General features: G+C 41.8%; 13 protein-coding genes and 1 pseudogene. 13 read left to right on the top strand and 1 reads right to left on the bottom strand.

Annotated features, from left to right (window positions below; genetic code table 11):
* Positions 1 to 77 precede the first annotated feature (77 nt).
* The 4 genes and pseudogenes from ACI3E5_RS08465 to ACI3E5_RS08450 form a co-directional block, all read left to right on the top strand.
* Positions 78 to 1406, top strand: a pseudogene (locus ACI3E5_RS08465) (WxL domain-containing protein); the annotation flags it as partial.
* A 324-nt stretch (positions 1407 to 1730) separates the two neighbouring features.
* On the top strand, positions 1731 to 3359 hold the full coding sequence (locus ACI3E5_RS08460) for a PTS transporter subunit EIIC (protein ID WP_498821406.1): 1629 nt from the start codon (positions 1731 to 1733) through the stop codon (positions 3357 to 3359).
* Positions 3359 to 4690, top strand: coding sequence for a 6-phospho-alpha-glucosidase (locus ACI3E5_RS08455; protein WP_325845080.1), 1332 nt, complete (start codon positions 3359 to 3361; stop codon positions 4688 to 4690). The genes ACI3E5_RS08460 and ACI3E5_RS08455 overlap by 1 nt, the downstream gene beginning before the upstream one ends.
* Positions 4691 to 4910: 220 nt before the next feature.
* Complete coding sequence (locus tag ACI3E5_RS08450; RefSeq protein ID WP_325845000.1) at positions 4911 to 6284, top strand: gluconokinase; 1374 nt, start codon at positions 4911 to 4913, stop codon at positions 6282 to 6284.
* A gap of 18 nt (positions 6285 to 6302) precedes the next feature.
* On the opposite strand, the gene ACI3E5_RS08445 is transcribed toward ACI3E5_RS08450, so the two are convergent.
* Entirely contained in the window at positions 6303 to 7043 is a 741-nt protein-coding gene (locus tag ACI3E5_RS08445; RefSeq protein ID WP_498821404.1) for a MurR/RpiR family transcriptional regulator, read from the bottom strand.
* A 151-nt stretch (positions 7044 to 7194) separates the two neighbouring features.
* On the opposite strand from ACI3E5_RS08445, the gene ACI3E5_RS08440 reads away from it, so the two are divergent.
* The 9 genes from ACI3E5_RS08440 (at position 7195) to ACI3E5_RS08400 (ending at position 16717) form a co-directional block, all read left to right on the top strand.
* Positions 7195 to 7947, top strand: coding sequence for an IclR family transcriptional regulator (locus tag ACI3E5_RS08440; RefSeq protein WP_325845001.1), 753 nt, complete (start codon positions 7195 to 7197; stop codon positions 7945 to 7947).
* A 110-nt stretch (positions 7948 to 8057) separates the two neighbouring features.
* On the top strand, positions 8058 to 8705 hold the full coding sequence (locus ACI3E5_RS08435; protein ID WP_005229908.1) for a bifunctional 4-hydroxy-2-oxoglutarate aldolase/2-dehydro-3-deoxy-phosphogluconate aldolase: 648 nt from the start codon (positions 8058 to 8060) through the stop codon (positions 8703 to 8705).
* Between the two features lies 1 nt (position 8706).
* Positions 8707 to 9705 (top strand): sugar kinase, encoded by a 999-nt coding sequence (locus ACI3E5_RS08430; protein WP_167822030.1) that lies wholly within the window; start codon positions 8707 to 8709, stop codon positions 9703 to 9705.
* A 12-nt stretch (positions 9706 to 9717) separates the two neighbouring features.
* Positions 9718 to 10560, top strand: a complete 843-nt coding sequence (kduI, locus tag ACI3E5_RS08425) for a 5-dehydro-4-deoxy-D-glucuronate isomerase (protein WP_005229915.1) — start codon at positions 9718 to 9720, stop codon at positions 10558 to 10560.
* Between the two features lie 22 nt (positions 10561 to 10582).
* Entirely contained in the window at positions 10583 to 11389 is an 807-nt protein-coding gene (locus ACI3E5_RS08420) for a gluconate 5-dehydrogenase (RefSeq protein ID WP_005229917.1), read from the top strand.
* A gap of 138 nt (positions 11390 to 11527) precedes the next feature.
* Complete coding sequence (locus tag ACI3E5_RS08415; RefSeq protein ID WP_325845003.1) at positions 11528 to 14266, top strand: sigma 54-interacting transcriptional regulator; 2739 nt, start codon at positions 11528 to 11530, stop codon at positions 14264 to 14266.
* Between the two features lie 262 nt (positions 14267 to 14528).
* Positions 14529 to 15017, top strand: coding sequence for a PTS sugar transporter subunit IIB (locus tag ACI3E5_RS08410; protein ID WP_016621199.1), 489 nt, complete (start codon positions 14529 to 14531; stop codon positions 15015 to 15017).
* A gap of 4 nt (positions 15018 to 15021) precedes the next feature.
* On the top strand, positions 15022 to 15882 hold the full coding sequence (locus tag ACI3E5_RS08405; RefSeq protein WP_016621198.1) for a PTS mannose/fructose/sorbose/N-acetylgalactosamine transporter subunit IIC: 861 nt from the start codon (positions 15022 to 15024) through the stop codon (positions 15880 to 15882).
* On the top strand, positions 15875 to 16717 hold the full coding sequence (locus ACI3E5_RS08400; RefSeq protein ID WP_016621197.1) for a PTS system mannose/fructose/sorbose family transporter subunit IID: 843 nt from the start codon (positions 15875 to 15877) through the stop codon (positions 16715 to 16717). Before ACI3E5_RS08405 ends, ACI3E5_RS08400 begins: the two co-directional genes overlap by 8 nt.
* Positions 16718 to 16892: the final 175 nt, after the last annotated feature.

Here is a 16892-nt window from a genome sequence, read left to right as displayed (position 1 = left end):
AAGGGCAATCGGAGGCTTCGGATAGATAATGAAAAGAACACCTTATAAAATTTGTCTAAAAAAGTGTTGCCAAACCACATAGGACGCCGTTATTACTGGAAACATATATGGGAAATGACGCTCCAGCAGCAAGAACGGGTGCTAGGAATGGAGCAAATGACCCTATCTTGATTGAGTACAGGCCAGATAGTCAAGGTCGCTGGTTTCAAGTTACGTATAGAGATCGGACTTGGCGACGTGATATCAGTGATTGGCAACCCGCTGATATTTCTGCAATGGCATTTATAATATCCGGTAGTACGGGGGCGAGAAGTGATCGTCATACCTTTTATTTTGAAGAGATGAATTATTATATTGGTACCGGAACCGTCCATGTGAATTATCGAGATCGAGAGACAGGGGTGGATATTCTACCAACTGAAACATTAGAACTGCCGTTACGTTTTCTTCATACACTGGACCCCAAGAACCGAGAGAGCGATGAACCCTATCAGTTAGGGTATGACTATTATGGTGTTGAGTATGAAGCAGAATACTTTGATCCAGATACATTTGACATTATGCCGCAGCCTTTCCATCAAGATGTGACTTTTTTATTTGATCGCGTGCCATCGAACATCAAGATCAATCACATAGATGAAGAAGGGGTAGCACTGAAGGAACCCACCTATCAAGGAGAATTCGTAAATGAATCGGTTGATATCCTGCCTGAGGAGATTCCTTATTATCAATATCTTTACGAGCGGGACGGTCAGCCGCTGGAAACAAGAGTCACCCGAGATGAACAAGAATACTGGCTGGTGTATGGTTTAGAAAGTACTCCGCAACCAGTAGATCCTCTTGACCCGGATACGCAAGTAAACCCTGAAAATCCGCCTGAGATTGATGAAGAACAAGGGTTTGTCAGCTTGGATTTTGTTTCCCAATTCCAGTTTGGGACAGTTGGCATTCGGTCAGAAACGACGACCTATGATGCCTTGCCGCAGAAATTGCTTCATCCGGCTGATCCAAATGATAATCTACGCCCTAATTATGTGCAAGTTTCGGATCGGAGGCGGGAAAATTCTGGTTGGACCCTCCGTGCAACCTTACGAACCCCTTTTGAAAGTGATGAAGGGCATCAACTGAATGGTGCTAGAATTTTGTTAAACAATATCGATGTAGCAACGACTCGAGAAAATGCGTCTGATCCCCCTACGTATAAACCGCAAGCAACCCTGACTGTTGGACAGGCTGAAGTGATTGCGCAAGCAAATGCCAACGAAGGTAGAGGCACTTGGGTCCAGCGCTTTGGCGATCGAGAAACAATGGATCAAAGTGTGAAACTTGAGGTGCCAGTGAGTGCAGCACCTCAAGCCACGCGATATACAGCAACGATCCTCTGGGAACTTTCATTTGTTCCTTAACAATAAAGTAAAAAGAAGCTGCAGCTAGTTGCAGCTTCTTTTTTTGCTCAAAGGACTAGTGGTACTATTAGCTATTGGTTTTTCTTGGATAACTAAAAGTTTATATTCTTCCTTGTCTTTTATCAACTCTTAGCAAACGATAATCCAAGTCATTTTTTAGGGAGAGCTTAAGCAACCATGATAATGCACTTTTTAATGTACTTTGTCATGGATGAAACATGTTCCAATCTTTGAAACGCATTGAATTGAAAACGTTTGCTATTCTATTAGTAACAAATGTTTCCTATAATGAACCTACAAATCAACTACAAAGGAGTTTCCTCAATGAAAGAAAAAGTGATGGATGCGATGCAGAAATTCTCCAAGGCAATGTTTGTGCCCGTTTTGATTTTGCCGATCGCAGGGATATTGATTGCCGTTGGGAATGTGTTTACAAATGTCCGCTTGCTTGAGCAGTTTCCTTTTTTGGATAATCCGATAACCACCGGTTTTGGTAGTATCTTATCCGCTTCCTTATTACCGATTTTAACCAATTTAGGCATTATTTTTTGTGTTGGGATCGCTCTAGGGCTAGCCAATAAGAAAAAGGCTGAAGCGGGATTTACCGCGTTGTTGGGATATTTCGTCTTCTTAAATGCCATGAACAAATTCATGGAGCTTCGGGGGATGTTGGTTCCAGCCGATGCACTTCAAGGTTCAGGGCAAGCGATCGTTTTAGGGATCCAAGTGCTGGATATGGGGGTCTTTCTTGGCATCATCTTAGGAATCGTCGTGGCATTGATCCATAACCGTTTCATCGATACGACCTTTAACAATGCCTTTCAAGTTTATGGCGGCGCGCGCTTCGTCTTTATTGTCTTGATTCCGGTCGTCGTGTTGCTAGCCATCGTTTCCACGTTTGTATGGCCAGTAATACAAACTGGCATTGACGGTTTAGGCGGAATCATTCAACAAACGGGCAACTTTGGTATCTTCTTGTATGGTACGCTAGAACGCTTATTGATTCCAACTGGCTTGCATCACCTGATCTACACGCCGTTTTTGTATACTTCATTAGGCGGTGTCGCAGAAGTTGGCGGTCAAGTCTTTGAAGGGGCACGGAATATTTATTTTGCGGAAATTGCTGACCCAGCAGTCCGCGTATTATCGCAAAGTGTCATTTGGGACGCTCGTGGGATCTCAAAAATGTTTGGACTGATCGGTGCCTGTTTGGCGATGTATCAAACGGCAAAACCAGAAAATAAAGTCAAAGTCAAAGCCATTTTGATTCCTGCAGTTGTGACTTCCTTTATTGCAGGTGTGACTGAACCGATCGAATTTTCTTTTATGTTCGTGGCACCTGTTTTGTTCGTCATTCATTCTGCCCTTAGCGGCTTGAGCATGGTGGCGTTAAATCTCTTTGGTTCTCGCGCCATCGGACCGAATGGCTTCATCGATTTTCTTTTGTACAACTTGCCCTTAGGCATCGAGAAAACTCGCTGGCCAGTGTACTTGATCGTCGGAGTCGTCTTCTTCTTTCTTTATTACTTCTTGTTCCGCTTTTTGATCACGAAACTGAATTTGAAAACAATCGGGCGTGAAGAAGAAGGGGCAGAGACCAAACTGTACTCGAAGAAAGAGTACAAAGAAAAACAACTTGCTGGAGCAGGTGTCGGGGTCATGGCGAGTGACCAAGCCGCCCCTAGTCCAACTAGTGAAACAAGTATCTCAGCAATCATCACCAAAGCGCTAGGTGGCGATGACAATATCAAAACCATCGACAACTGCTATACCCGCTTACGTTTAAAACTAAAGGATCCTGAACTCGTGGATGAAGCACTGCTAAAAGACGAAACACAAGCCAAAGGCGTGATCAAAAATGGTGAAAATGTCCATGTCGTTTACGGGTTGACCGTGCCGAAAGTGCGGGAAGAATTAGAAAATTATCTTGGAAGAGAAGGAGAGATTGAATGATGAAACATTTTTCAGTAGTGATCGCAGGGGGCGGCAGTACTTTTACCCCGGGAATCGTTATGATGCTGCTTGACAATCAAGAACGCTTTCCTTTAAGAAAGCTGAAACTATACGACAATGATGAGGCACGCCAAGCGATCCTTGGAGAAGCCCTAGCGATTTTATTAAAAGAACAAGCACCGCAAATCGAATTTTCGTTTACGACGGATCCTGAAGAAGCCTTCAGCGATGTCGATTTCTGTATGGCGCATATCCGAGTAGGAAAGTATGACATGCGGGAAAAAGATGAAAAAGTTCCCTTGCGTCATGGCGTCTTTGGCCAAGAAACCTGTGGACCAGGAGGGATCGCTTACGGGATGCGCAGCATCACTGGTATGCTTGAGATCATTGATTACATGGAAAAATATTCCCCCGATTGTTGGATGCTGAATTATTCCAATCCAGCTGCAATCGTAGCCGAAGCATGTCGGGTCTTGCGTCCGAAATCAAAGGTTCTGAATATCTGTGACATGCCCGTGGGCACGTTGCGTCGCATGTCGCAAATCATTGGCAAACAGCCAGAGGAACTAGAAGTTCGCTACTTTGGCTTGAATCATTTTGGCTGGTGGACCAGCGTCAAAGACAAAGAAGGCACGGAGTACATTCAAACCATTCGTGACTACGTTGCAGAACACGGCTATTTAACGCAGATCGAAGTGGATACCCAACATACTGACCCAAGTTGGCAAGACACCCACAAAAAAGCCAAAGACCTCTTGGCGCTCACACCAGAATATCTGCCAAATACGTACTTGAAGTATTATTTATACCCAGATTACGTCTACGAACACATGAAAGAACATCCAGAGTATACGCGTTCCAATGAAGTGATGGAAGGACGGGAAAAACGAGTGTTCGATCATGCCAAAAAGATCACTGCCCAAGGATCTGCTGAAGGGATCGCCTTTGAGATTGATGCCCATGCAACCTTTATCGTTGATTTGGCACGCGCCATCGCTTTTAATACGCATGAGCGAATGGTCATGATTGTGGAAAACAACGGCGCGATTGCGAACTTCCCGGATGATGCCATGGTGGAAGTGCCATGTATCGTTGGTTCTGATGGACCAGAAGCCCTCGCTCAAGGAAAAATTCCTGCCTTCCAACAAGCGCTAATGTTCCAGCAGGTGACTGTGGAAAAATTAGTGGTCGAAGCATATGTGGAAAAGAGCTATCAAAAAATGTGGCAAGCGTTAAGCCTTTCCAAAACGATTCCTAGCGCAAAAGTAGCCAAAGAGTTACTCGATGATTTGGTCTCGGAAAATGGTGATTACTGGCCAGGATTGTCTTGATTTGTTTCACATTTGCGAAACATTCGCTGGTTGGATAACTGAAAGAGGAAGATTCTCCAAGAATCTTTCTCTTTTTTGATTTTTGGTGTGGAAGGATAATTCTCTGAAGAAAATCACCACGAAACGTCTTATCAACAAAACGATCAGACAGGTATACTAGAATATGCCACTAACTATGGTAGAATAAAGCTAATTGAATCAGATGAGAGGGAGCAATGCGATGTTTTTAGGGATTGATATCGGCACGACAGCCATAAAATTTGGGGTCATTGAAGATCGGAAAATCATTTACTCACAGTCATTACCAATCAAAACCCATAGCCACGGGTTAAAACAGACCCAATCAGCGACCCAGATCAGTAGCCAATTGATCAGTGGTGTCACAACGATTCCCGCTCAATTAAAAGCGGCAATCACAGTGATCGGGTTCAGTACCGCCATGCACAGCTTGATGCCAGTGGATGGTGAGACAGCAGAAGAGATTTACATTTGGTCAGACAATCAAGCGAGTCAAACGATGACGGCCTTTCGTCAAACGGATCTGGCGGCAACGTTTTATGAAGAAACAGGGACACCGATCCATGCGATGTCTCCCTTTGCGAAACTGGCTTATTTTCAAACGAATGGTTCATATTCCAAAGAGACGAAATGGTTTGGCTTAAAAGAACTAGCAATGGCGTTGTTTACCGGACAAGCTCGGATCGATTATAGTACCGCGTCAGCGACCGGTCTTTTTTCTTTGAAAGAAAAGCAATGGAGTCAAAAGATTCTCAATTATTTATCCCTTTCAAAAGCCCAGTTAGCGCCTTTATGTGCACCGACTGATCGTTTTTTGATTACCGAGGAGATGGCGCAGTGGTGTGGCTTGAAGCCTGAGGTAGAAGTGATGTGTGGGGCTAGCGATGGGTGTTTAGCAGCATATGCTGGCTATATTTCTACTGGGATCCGCAACAGCTTGACGATCGGAACCAGTGCGGCGGTTCGTAAAGTAAGTGAGACCACCGTCTTTGATCGCCAAAAACAAAATTTTTGCTACTATCTGCAAGATGACCTCTATGTCGTAGGGGCACCTTCAAACAATGGTGGCTGTGTCCTTGCTTGGGCAAAAGAGACCTTATCAGAAGATCCTGATGCGTTTTATCATTATCTGCCTCAAGTCATGGAGGAGTCGCCGATCGGCAGTAACGGCTTACGTTTTTTCCCCTATTTAAACGGGGAGCGGGCACCTTTTTGGACAAATGAGATCACAGGCGGCTTTTCTGGCTTGACCTTGAAACACAATCGCTCAGACATGTTGCGGGCAGTCATCGAAGGCATGCTGATGAACATCGATTTATTAAAGCAAATGGCGCAGTTGGAAGAGGCAGTCACTGTAAGTGGTGGTTTCTTTCAAACAAAACTTTTAGGTCAAATGACCGCGGATGTGTTGGGGCTGACCTGTTATCTTTCCGATGAAAACGAACCGATATTCGGCTTGTATGATTTATACAAAAGCTCTGTTGTGCGGCAAGATCAGCCAGATGAAAAATTTGTTCCTGATCCGCAGAACCAAGCGCTCTATCAAGAACTGGCAAAAACCTATTTTCAAGCATAAGCAAAAACCAGCAATCCACTAGGGTTGCTGGTTTTCTTTTTCAACATGGGTAAAAGCGTCGACGATATATTCCATCAATAAGAGCAGCTTACCAAAGAAGCTAGTGTACTGGATGTTTTGGGTGTCGTAGGGACGTTCATCGGTCACTTCAAAGGAAAAGGTCGCTAGTTGATTAGCGCGATGATCACCGTTCCCGCAAAACAAAACAGTTGGTATGTGATGTTCATTGGCTAATGTCATCTTCTCCAGTACTTTTTGTGTTTCGCCAGATTTAGAGATGGTGATCAGCATACTGATGTTCTCGATGTTGTTACTAATGATCCCACCTGAGTCAGAAGCACTGACTAGTAAGGTTTTGATGCCGTTGACAAGCATTTTTTTGTGGAGGTATTCTGCCACGATCCCAGAAAAACCTGTTGCATAAATCGTAATAAACTTGTCCTTGTTTCGTTCATAGATTTCTTTGATCGCGTCGATCGTATCTGTAATACTGGCAGCGTCAATTTGGTAATCGATGGCGGCTTCAGTGATCGTCTGATTTTTCAAGCGATTCTTTAAGAAGTAAAGTAGCTCTAGATAGCCAGAAAAACCTAATTTTTGCGCAAGCCGCACGATGGTTGCGGGAGAAGTGTAGATCGCTTTAGCGATTTCTCTTAAGGGCAGTCCATCGATCGCAGCGGTATTTGCAAGCAAATAATCAAGAATTTGCAGCTCATTGTCAGTCAATTTTTTTCCTTTGATCAATACATTTAAGTCCATTGTTCGGCACTCCTTTGTCTTGTCTTCATCATACAATGAATAACGACAGAAAGTAAAATGGGAATCGCGTCATGCTGATATATAGGAAAAAAGATTGTGCATTTCCTAAAAAGATATTATAATTTCTTATATAGAAAATAAAGGTGGAGAAATGATGACGCAAAAACCATATGGAACCGTACTACTAAAAGCAGCAACCATTTTAGATTATCTCGCAGAAGCGCCAAGTAAACCATTGCAAGAAATTTCAGAAGCAACGAAACTGACCCCATCCACAGCTTTGAAAATATTAGAAACGCTGCAAATGATCGGCTATGTCAAACGGGACAAAGAGAAGAATTATCGCTTAGGGTCTAAGCTGATCAAGTATGCCAATCAAAACATTCAAGAGCTTGATTTAGTGGAAATCAGCTTGCCTTACTTGGAAGCATTGCAGAAAACGGCGGATGAAACGATCCACTTAGGAGTCTTGACTGCCAATGAGATTCTTTATGTCAATAAATTGGAGCCCCACAATCAAACGATCCGCATGTCTTCAAAAGTAGGGATCACAAGACCATTGTATAGCTCTGCCATGGGGAAAGCCGTTTTAGCGGAGTTTGATGCCCCTCAAGTGGAAGAATATTTGGCAGCAACGCCATTAACCGCTTATACGGAAAACACCATTACGAATCAGTTGAAGTTGAAGAAAGAATTGGAACAGGCAAAAGAAAACCAAGTAGCGTTTGATGATGAAGAAATGGAACAAGAAATCTATTGCATCGGCGCCTCACTGATAAAGGATCAGGAGATCGTTGGGGCGTTTTCTATCAGCCTACCGAAATACCGCTTGACCCCAGAATACAAAAAGACATTGATCGATGCGATTATTGCGACAAAACAACAAATTGAACAAGCATTATAAACTTTTTAGTGGAAAGCCCTTGCAAAAAAAAACGAGAACGGTATAATAAACGTGTAAGTTTCTTTATAATAAATGCCATTTTCTAAATAGGAAATAAATGGAGGGTCTCAATGAAAAAAGTAGCGAATTTAATGAAACTAAAGGAAAGCGGCGTGATCGCTGTTGTGCGTGGCGCTTCTAAAGAAGAAGCACTACAAGCAAGTAAAGCGATCGTTGCAGGGGGGATCACTGGCATTGAGTTGACTTTTACAGTGCCTCAAGCAGCGGATGTAATCGCTGAATTAGTAGCAACCTTCAAAGATAATCCAGAGGTAGTCGTTGGTGCTGGGACCGTTCTTGATGCAGTGACCGCTCGCTTAGCGATCATGGCAGGAGCACAATATGTGGTAAGCCCAACCTTTGATCAAGAAACGGCTGAATTATGTAATTTATATCAAATCCCGTATCTGCCTGGTTGCATGACCATTTCAGAAATGAAGGACGCCTTAAAAGCAGGCGCAGATATCATTAAACTATTCCCAGGTAGTGCGTATGGACCAAGTATCATCTCGGCCTTCAAAGCGCCATTGCCACAATTAAACATTATGCCGACCGGTGGTGTCAGCTTAGACAACATGCAAGAATGGTTTGCGGCGGGTGTCGTAGCCGTTGGTGTAGGGGGGAATTTGTTAGCGCCAGCAGCAAGTGGGGATTTTGACAAAGTAACAGAAGTAGCGAAACAATATGCGGCAAAATTAAAAGAGATTCGAGGAAAGTAAGATGGCAAACATTCTGACACTAGGAGAAATCATGTTGCGTCTATCGACAACGTTAGGCGACCGAATCGCCCATAGTTCGATGTTTGCTGCCCATTATGGCGGTGGAGAAGCCAATGTTGCGATCTCCTTAGCGAATTTTGGTCATCGCGTTTCTTTTGCTAGTAAAGTGCCTGAGAATGCTTTAGGAGATGCCGTTTTTCATCATTTACGAAGCTATGGCGTCGATTGTCGCCACTTGCTTCGTGGCGGTTCCCGACTAGGTACTTACTATATTGAAACCGGTATCGGGGAACGAGCAGCGCGAGTGGTTTATGATCGCGCAGGCTCTAGCTTTGCTCAAATGAAAGAAAATGAGTGGCAATCTGACCTTTTTGATGGGGTTGACATTGTTCACCTTTCAGGGATCACGCCCGCTCTTTCAACGACTTGGCAGACACTTTTACTGACGTTGATCAAAGAAGCGAAAGCAGCTGGTTGTAAAATCAGTTTCGATATCAATTATCGTGGAAAGCTGTGGACGACCGCTGAAGCGCGCGTCTTTTTGCAAGAAGTGCTTCCTTATGTCGATTATTGCTCGGCAGGACAGTTAGATGCCCAAGTCTTTATGGATGTATCAGCTCCAACAGAGGAAGTCGAAGATGACTACTATTATCAAGAAATGCATCGGAAATATCCAAATATCCAGCTCTTTTATTCAACTAGTCGTCAGGTGCTCTCAGCAAGTCACAATCAATTGACAGGAAGCCTATGGCACAACGGCAATTATGTCGTTTCTGCTACCCATGAGATCAATCCCATCGTTGATCGCGTCGGAGGCGGCGATGCCTTTTCAGCTGGTGTCCTACATGGTCTTGTCACGAAGAAACAAGACCAAGAAATCATTGATTTTGCCACTGCAGCATCTGCTTTAAAACATACGATCCATGGCGACTGTAATCAGTTTAGCGCCAATGAGATACAAGAATTTATTGCAACAGGTTCAGGAAAAATTATCCGATAGGAGGAATAAAACATGCAACACATGGAAACACGCTATACCCATAGTCCACTTGATATTCGTCACTATAGTACCGAGGAATTACGCAGAGAATTTTTGGTAGAGAAAATTTTCACACCAGGACAAATCATGCTGACCTATACCCACAATGATCGGATGATCTTTGGCGGAGTGACACCGACAGAAGAAGCGTTAGAAGTGCAATTAAGCAGCGAATTAGGGGTGGAATACTTCTTAGAACGTCGCGAATTAGGCGTCATCAATATTGGAGGACCTGGTGCGATCACGATCGATGGCCAAAAAGAACCAATGAAAAAACAAGACGGCTACTATATCGGCAAGGAAACCAAACAAGTCTTGTTCCACTCAGATGATCCAGCAAATCCAGCGAAATTCTATCTATCTTGCGTGCCAGCACATAAGAAATACCCAAATGTAAAAATCAGTATCGATCAAGTCACACCAATGGAGACAGGCGAGGGCTTGACATTAAATGAACGGAAAATTTATCAATACATTCACCCAAATGTTTGTGAAAGCTGTCAATTACAAATGGGGTACACGATCTTAGAACCAGGCAGTGCTTGGAATACGATGCCAAGTCATACCCATGAACGTCGGATGGAAGCATATGTGTATTTTGATTTTGCCAACGAAGACACAAAAGTGTTCCATATGATGGGCAAACCAGATGAAACGAAGCATTTAGTCGTTAGTGAAGAACAAGCAGTTATTTCTCCAAGCTGGTCGATCCATTCGGGTGTTGGAACCAGTAATTACTCCTTTATCTGGGCAATGTGTGGCGAAAATATCACCTATACCGACATGGATATGGTGGCAATGGACGACTTAAAATAAAAAGAAAGAGGGTTTATCAATTATGGATTTTTCAATGGATCAATTTCGTTTAGATGGTAAGATCGCATTAGTGACAGGAGCTGTCTATGGGATCGGTTTTACGATCGCTCGTTCATTAGCAGCAGCAGGAGCAACGATCGTTTTTAACAACTTGGATCAAGAATCAGTGGATAAAGGATTAGCAAACTATCGTGAAGCAGGGATCGAAGCCCACGGCTATGTCTGTGATGTAACGGATGAAAAAGCAGTCAACGAAATGGTCAAGCAGATCGAAGAAGAAGTTGGCGTGATCGATATCTTAGTCAATAATGCTGGGATCATCAAACGAATCCCGATGTTGGAGATGTCTGCTGAAGACTTCCGCCAAGTCGTTGACGTGGACTTGAACGCTCCATTTATCGTTTCAAAAGCAGTCTTACCGTCAATGATCAAAAAAGGACACGGAAAAATCATTAACATTTGCTCAATGATGAGTGAATTGGGAAGAGAAACGGTGGCTGGTTACGCAGCGGCTAAAGGCGGCTTGAAAATGTTGACGAAAAACATTTGTGCTGAATTTGGTTCAGCTAACATTCAATGTAATGGGATCGGACCTGGTTATATTGCAACACCGCAAACCGCACCATTACGAGAGATCCAACCAGACGGTTCTCGTCACCCATTTGATCAATTTATCGTAGCGAAAACACCTGCTGCCCGTTGGGGTGAGCCAGAAGATTTAGCAGGACCAACGGTTTTCTTAGCTTCTGAGGCATCCAACTTTGTCAATGGCCATGTCTTATATGTAGACGGCGGTATCTTGGCGTATATCGGGAAACAACCTGAATAAAACAATCGTAAGGAGGCAGAATTCTTTTTGAATTGCTGTCTCCTTTGTTGTAGACTGTAAGGGCTACAAGAAGATAATAGAACACGTAGCAAAGTAGAATAAAGACTTTTGTAAAAAGTTTTGAATAGAGGGGAAAAGATGTCAAAAGAAAGAGTTTTGACTGTTTTGAAGGAGCATACGAATCAAGTTGAAAAAATTGCACCAAGTGAGACCTTAACGACAGAAGGGATTTCCGAAAAAGTCGGTATTCAAAGAAATACCACGAGCCAATACTTGAACGAATTAGTAAAAGAAGAACGGGTCCTTAAGATTCGTAGTAGACCGGCAATCTTTTATGACAAAACAGTTTTTTCTGAACGCTTTTTTACGCCAAAACAGACCGTCTACGATACCCATGAAGAGCTTCTAAATGAAACAAAAAATCAAGAGCAGGGAAATGATGTTTTTTCGACATTGATCGGAAATCGTTCAAGTTTGCAGCGAGTGATTGATCAAATCAAAGCTGCCTCATTTTATCCCGACACAGGACTGCCAATCATGCTTCATGGAGAAACCGGTGTTGGTAAGAGTTTACTCGCAAAAAAGATGCATGAATTTTGCGTTGAAAAAAAGCTCATTGGAGAAACTGCCCCCTTTTTAGAATTAAATTGTGCGCAGTACTATCATAATCAAGAGTTATTGAGTAGTATCTTATTTGGCTATAAAAAAGGTGCATTCACTGGAGCAAACGAAGAACAAGTAGGCCTTTTGGAAGCTGCTGACGGGGGAATCTTATTTTTAGATGAATGCCATCGTTTACCAGCAGAAAGCCAAGAGAAATTATTTACCTTTATGGATAATCAAACCTTTTCGAGAATAGGTGAAAGTAATAAAACCAGAAAAGCGCAGGTCCGTTTGATTTTTGCAACTACGGAAGATATTCAACAAAATTTTTTAAGAACATTCATCCGCCGTGTGCCCATCACGGTTCAGATCCCGTCGTTGCAACAACGGACAAAAAAAGAAATTTCTGAATATATCTATACGTTTTTGATTCATGAAAGTCAAAAATTTGCAAAAGAAATCGTCATTACGTCATGGGTCTTGAATCGGTTGTTGTATTTAAATTATCGCGACAATGTCGGTGAATTGAAAAACTTGATCAAGATCATCTGTGCAAATGCGTATAGTCGTCAAAAAAATCACCCCTATGTTTTGATCAATTCCGAGTCAATCGAAAATAGTTTGTTGTCTCGATTTCTTTCTTTGAAAGAAATCGATAATCTAGAAAACAAAGATATCCGCATCACACCCCAAAGCCAAGCCGGTGATTTCATGCACCTAGAAACAGCGGATAGTACGATCATTCATGCAATCTTTAAAGTTTTTGAGAAATTGTTTCAGCAATATGAAAGCGGTGGAATCACTGAAGATTATTTAGTCAAACAGCTTTCTAGAGAAGCCAGCACAGTCGTGGAGATGTTGGTTTACGAGGATGCAGAAGAAAAACCAACCTTGAAGTTATTGCGTAATACAGTCAAGGAACTAGTAAATTTCTTAGAAGCTAGTTTTTTTATCAAAATTCGTGGCAACTCGATTATCGCCCTGACAAGTTATTTGTATAAACGGAATAATTTTATTTTCAATATTCCCAAAATTGACGAAAAGACCATTGATTCGATCGAATCGTTTATGAATGTGCATTTATTGATGGAATCAAAGCTCCTCAATTCTTTATTGGAATTAGTAGAGACAAAGCTTGATGTTACTTTGATGAGAATGGAGAAAATCTTACTGGCTTTTTACTTCAAAGGATTAGGTTTAGAAAGTCAACAAGACGCGATCCGAGGCGTCATTTTGGCCCACGGATTTTCCACTGCTAGCAGTATCGCTGATGTCGTGAATCGGTTTATGAAGGAACACATTTTTGATGCCTTTGATATGCCTTTTAATGTCAGCGTGGATAAAGTCAAAGAATTTATGACGCATTATATAAAAGCCAATGATTGCTCAAAAGGATTGATCGTTTTAGCGGACATGGGTTCACTTATGTTCTTAGCAGATACGTTAGAACCATTGTTAGATGGGCCATTATTGATTATCAATAACGTCACGACACAGCAAGCATTATTCGTGGGTGAAATGATGCAAAATAATTACGACCTTAAGATTATTGGCGATAAAATCAAGGAAGGTCTCTCGATCGAATACAAAGTTACTTATCCGAGAAAGCAAAAGCAGCCACTGCTGATCACTGTTTGTCAGACTGGTCTTGGAACAGCACAGCAGCTGCAATCATTTTTGAAAGCGAGTATCCCTGAAGAAACCAAGTTTGAGATCGAAGCGGTAGATTACCATTACTTGAAAAAGTATGGAAAGAAGAATGGTCTATTTCAACAATATGATGTGCAAGGAATCGTGGGAACAGCTGATCCAGAAATTGATGGTGTCCCATACATCGCTTTAGAAGACTTGATTTCTGGTAAAGGACAAGAAATCATTGATGATATTTTTGTTCTTGTCAAAGATCCGGCCATTCGTAAAGCAATCAATGACAATCTTGTGCGAAATCTATCGATCGAACGGCTGCTTTCGGCGGTGACGATCTTAGATGTCAATAAAGTCATTTCCTATATTGACCAAGGATTTGTTAGTTTGGAGCGGCACTTACAGCTTCAATTATCCAACAGTAAAAAAGCGATATTATATGTACATATCGCAAGCTTAGTAGAACGTCTGATCCGAAATCAAGAAGTCCCAATTTATCAAGGAGATCCGAGCAAGTTTATGGAAGAAAAAGCAACTATCGCCAAAGCATTAGAGGGCTTAGAGGTGGCTTACAATATCAAAATCAGCGAATACGAGCTAAATTATCTCTGTGAGATTATTTTCGACTGATAAAAATCCTTCTTCGACACTAAAACAATCCATTCCGACAGATGATCAAGTGTTTCGTTTTCACTTTTTTGGCTGGAAAGAATGGATTTTTTTTTGTTTTTAAACTAGGAACAATTTTTTATATCAGTAAATAGAAAGCCTTTTATGATAGCGTTTTTATTTCTTCTTGTGAGAAGATGAGCGAAATATTTGTTATCGCCAGAAACTTGGCACAGAAATTGCTTATTAGTAATACGACAAAACAAAAAATGGAGGAAACAATATGATCTCAATGATAAGAATCGATGACCGTCTTGTGCATGGTCAAGTAGCTGTGAAATGGTCGAAGGAGTTGGGGATTAGTCGCATCGTCGTCGTTAGTGATAGTATCGCACAAAACGAAATTCAAGTAAGTGCGTTAAAAATGGCAGGGCCTTCAGGGGTGAAAGTTGCAGTGCTCTCATTAGAAAAAGCGATTGCTATTTTGAATGATCCACGCTCGGAACAATTAAAAATCTTAGTTGTTACAAATGAACCGAAATATGTCGCTGGTCTTGTGCCAAAACTTAAAGAGAAACCAATGTTGAATATGGCAAATTATGGACGGATCGGCGGTAGTCTGTCAGACAAAGAAAAGATCACAGAGACTGTCTATTTATCAGAAGAAGACAAAGAAACACTGAAAGAGATCTTTGATGCTGGGTATGATTTTAGCTATCAACCGTTACCAGATGATACCCCACAATCTTTGAAATCATTAATAGGAGGTTAAACTTATGTTAGTCAATGCGTTAATCGTTGGATTTGTCGTCGCTTTAGCAAAATTTTTGGATTGGTGGGGGTCCACTCAGCTAGCTAGACCTATTTTTATCGTTGCCTTATTAGGAATGCTTCTCGGTCATCCGACTGAAGGAATTATTATGGGTGCTCAGCTGGAATTGATTTTCTTAGGAAATGTTAGTTTAGGAGGCGTTATGCCTTCGGATATTACTTTAGGATCCATTTTTGGTGCTGCATTTGCCATGATCGTTGGTTCGGATTTAAATGTAGCGATCGCACTAGCTGTACCGATCTCCATGTTAGGTACCTTGCTATATTCCGTTATGAAGATGGTTGTCACTTCATTAGTTCCTCGATTTGAAAAACATATCAAGGATCACAATTATCGAGCATTCAGCCGGTTATGGCATATTCAGTTTTGGGGATTTGAACTGTGCTATTTCTTATTAGGTTTTGTCGTTATCCTTTTAGGTGCCGATGCAGTAAAAACGTTTGTTGATTGGTTACCCGAGTGGGTTCAAAGTTCTATGACCGTCGCTTCAACCATGCTACCAGCAATTGGACTTGCTCTACTACTAAAAATGCTATGGCAAAAATCTTTGGCTCCCTATTACTTTTTAGGATTTGCTTTAGGTGCATTCTTTTTCTATCAACGTGCGACCGAAGTCAAAGATGGTGTGATCACAACCCAGTCAAGTAGTATCTTGTCTTTAGTACAGATTGCATTTATCGGATTTATCGTTGCAGCATTAGTTGTGATGGCAGAGTTGAGAGCAGCGAAGAATCCAGCTGTCAGCAGTGGTCCAACTGTATCGACCGCAAGTGAAGACGAAGGAGATGACTTTTTCAATGACTAAAAATGATATGCTTAAATTAAACAAAGAAGAACGAAAAATCGTTTCGAAAATGTTCTGGAGAAACCAATATTTAATGTTTTGTACAAGTTATACAAAGCAACAAGGAATTACCTATGGGTGGTTAATGGCACCTTTTTTACAAAAAGTATATGGAAAAGATACCGATGAGTTTTATGAAGCAATGAATCGTAATTTGGATTTCTATAACACCGCACCTGCAATGAATGGCTTTATCTCTGCTTTAGGGTTATCGATGGAAGAAGAGAATAAGGCAATGAAAGACAAAGGAGAGTTTTTTGATGCTACTTCGATCTCTGCATTAAAAACTTCTTTGATGGGTCCATTAGCTGGAATCGGTGATGCGATTTATCTTTCTGTCTTGCGAGTCATTGCAACCGGGATCGCATTAGGGCTCAGTGAACAAGGAAACATTTTAGGACCGATCTTGTTCTTATTAGTCGTAAATGTACCAAACATGCTGATTCGTTGGTTTACAACGGTGTTAGGCTATAAAGCAGGCGGTCAGTTCATCTCAGAGGCACTCAAATCAGGTACCTTTGCGGCAATTACAAAAGGTTCTGCAGTGTTAGGATTGATCATGACTGGAGCAATGACGGCTCAATTTGTAACGTTTAGAACAACTTTTGTTGCAGAATTGTCAGGAACGACCTTCAACCTGCAAAATGTGTTTGACTCGATCATGCCAGGTTTATTACCGTTAGCGATCACTATGGGTTGCTTTGCCTACTTGCGTAAACACAATCGTCCTGTTTTAGCATTAGTCGTGATGTTTTTAGCATCAGTCGTTTTGACGATTCTAGGTATTGCAGGATAAGTTGATAGAGAACTTTTCTGGTTGATTCAGAGAAGTTCTCTTAGCTTTTGATCGACATAAATACGTTTGGTCCTCGTTCGAGACAGTTGCAGACATCATTTTCGAAAAGGAAAAACAAACAGTTCGCCACTTTCGACAGAAAGTTGGCATACATATTGCTTATAACTAAGCGAAT

Origin of the sequence: Candidatus Enterococcus avicola (assembly GCF_047470845.1) — a bacterium.
Taxonomy (GTDB): domain Bacteria; phylum Bacillota; class Bacilli; order Lactobacillales; family Enterococcaceae; genus Enterococcus_D; species Enterococcus_D casseliflavus.
Note: the sequence above shows the minus strand (reverse complement) of the source record. Positions and strands in the feature narration are given on the sequence as shown.

Excerpts from the sequence above, each read along its gene's own strand:
- ACI3E5_RS08460 (WP_498821406.1), top strand. The coding sequence starts at position 1,731 with ATGAAAGAAAAAGTGATGGATGCGATGCAGAAATTCTCCAAGGCAATG.
- ACI3E5_RS08455 (WP_325845080.1), top strand. The coding sequence starts at position 3,359 with ATGAAACATTTTTCAGTAGTGATCGCAGGGGGCGGCAGTACTTTTACC.
- ACI3E5_RS08400 (WP_016621197.1), top strand. The coding sequence starts at position 15,875 with ATGACTAAAAATGATATGCTTAAATTAAACAAAGAAGAACGAAAAATC.
- ACI3E5_RS08405 (WP_016621198.1), top strand. The coding sequence starts at position 15,022 with ATGTTAGTCAATGCGTTAATCGTTGGATTTGTCGTCGCTTTAGCAAAA.
- ACI3E5_RS08445 (WP_498821404.1), bottom strand. The coding sequence starts at position 7,043 with ATGGACTTAAATGTATTGATCAAAGGAAAAAAATTGACTGACAATGAG.
- kduI (WP_005229915.1), top strand. The coding sequence starts at position 9,718 with ATGCAACACATGGAAACACGCTATACCCATAGTCCACTTGATATTCGT.
- ACI3E5_RS08435 (WP_005229908.1), top strand. The coding sequence starts at position 8,058 with ATGAAAAAAGTAGCGAATTTAATGAAACTAAAGGAAAGCGGCGTGATC.
- ACI3E5_RS08420 (WP_005229917.1), top strand. The coding sequence starts at position 10,583 with ATGGATTTTTCAATGGATCAATTTCGTTTAGATGGTAAGATCGCATTA.
- ACI3E5_RS08415 (WP_325845003.1), top strand. The coding sequence starts at position 11,528 with ATGTCAAAAGAAAGAGTTTTGACTGTTTTGAAGGAGCATACGAATCAA.
- ACI3E5_RS08440 (WP_325845001.1), top strand. The coding sequence starts at position 7,195 with ATGATGACGCAAAAACCATATGGAACCGTACTACTAAAAGCAGCAACC.
- ACI3E5_RS08430 (WP_167822030.1), top strand. The coding sequence starts at position 8,707 with ATGGCAAACATTCTGACACTAGGAGAAATCATGTTGCGTCTATCGACA.
- ACI3E5_RS08450 (WP_325845000.1), top strand. The coding sequence starts at position 4,911 with ATGTTTTTAGGGATTGATATCGGCACGACAGCCATAAAATTTGGGGTC.
- ACI3E5_RS08410 (WP_016621199.1), top strand. The coding sequence starts at position 14,529 with ATGATCTCAATGATAAGAATCGATGACCGTCTTGTGCATGGTCAAGTA.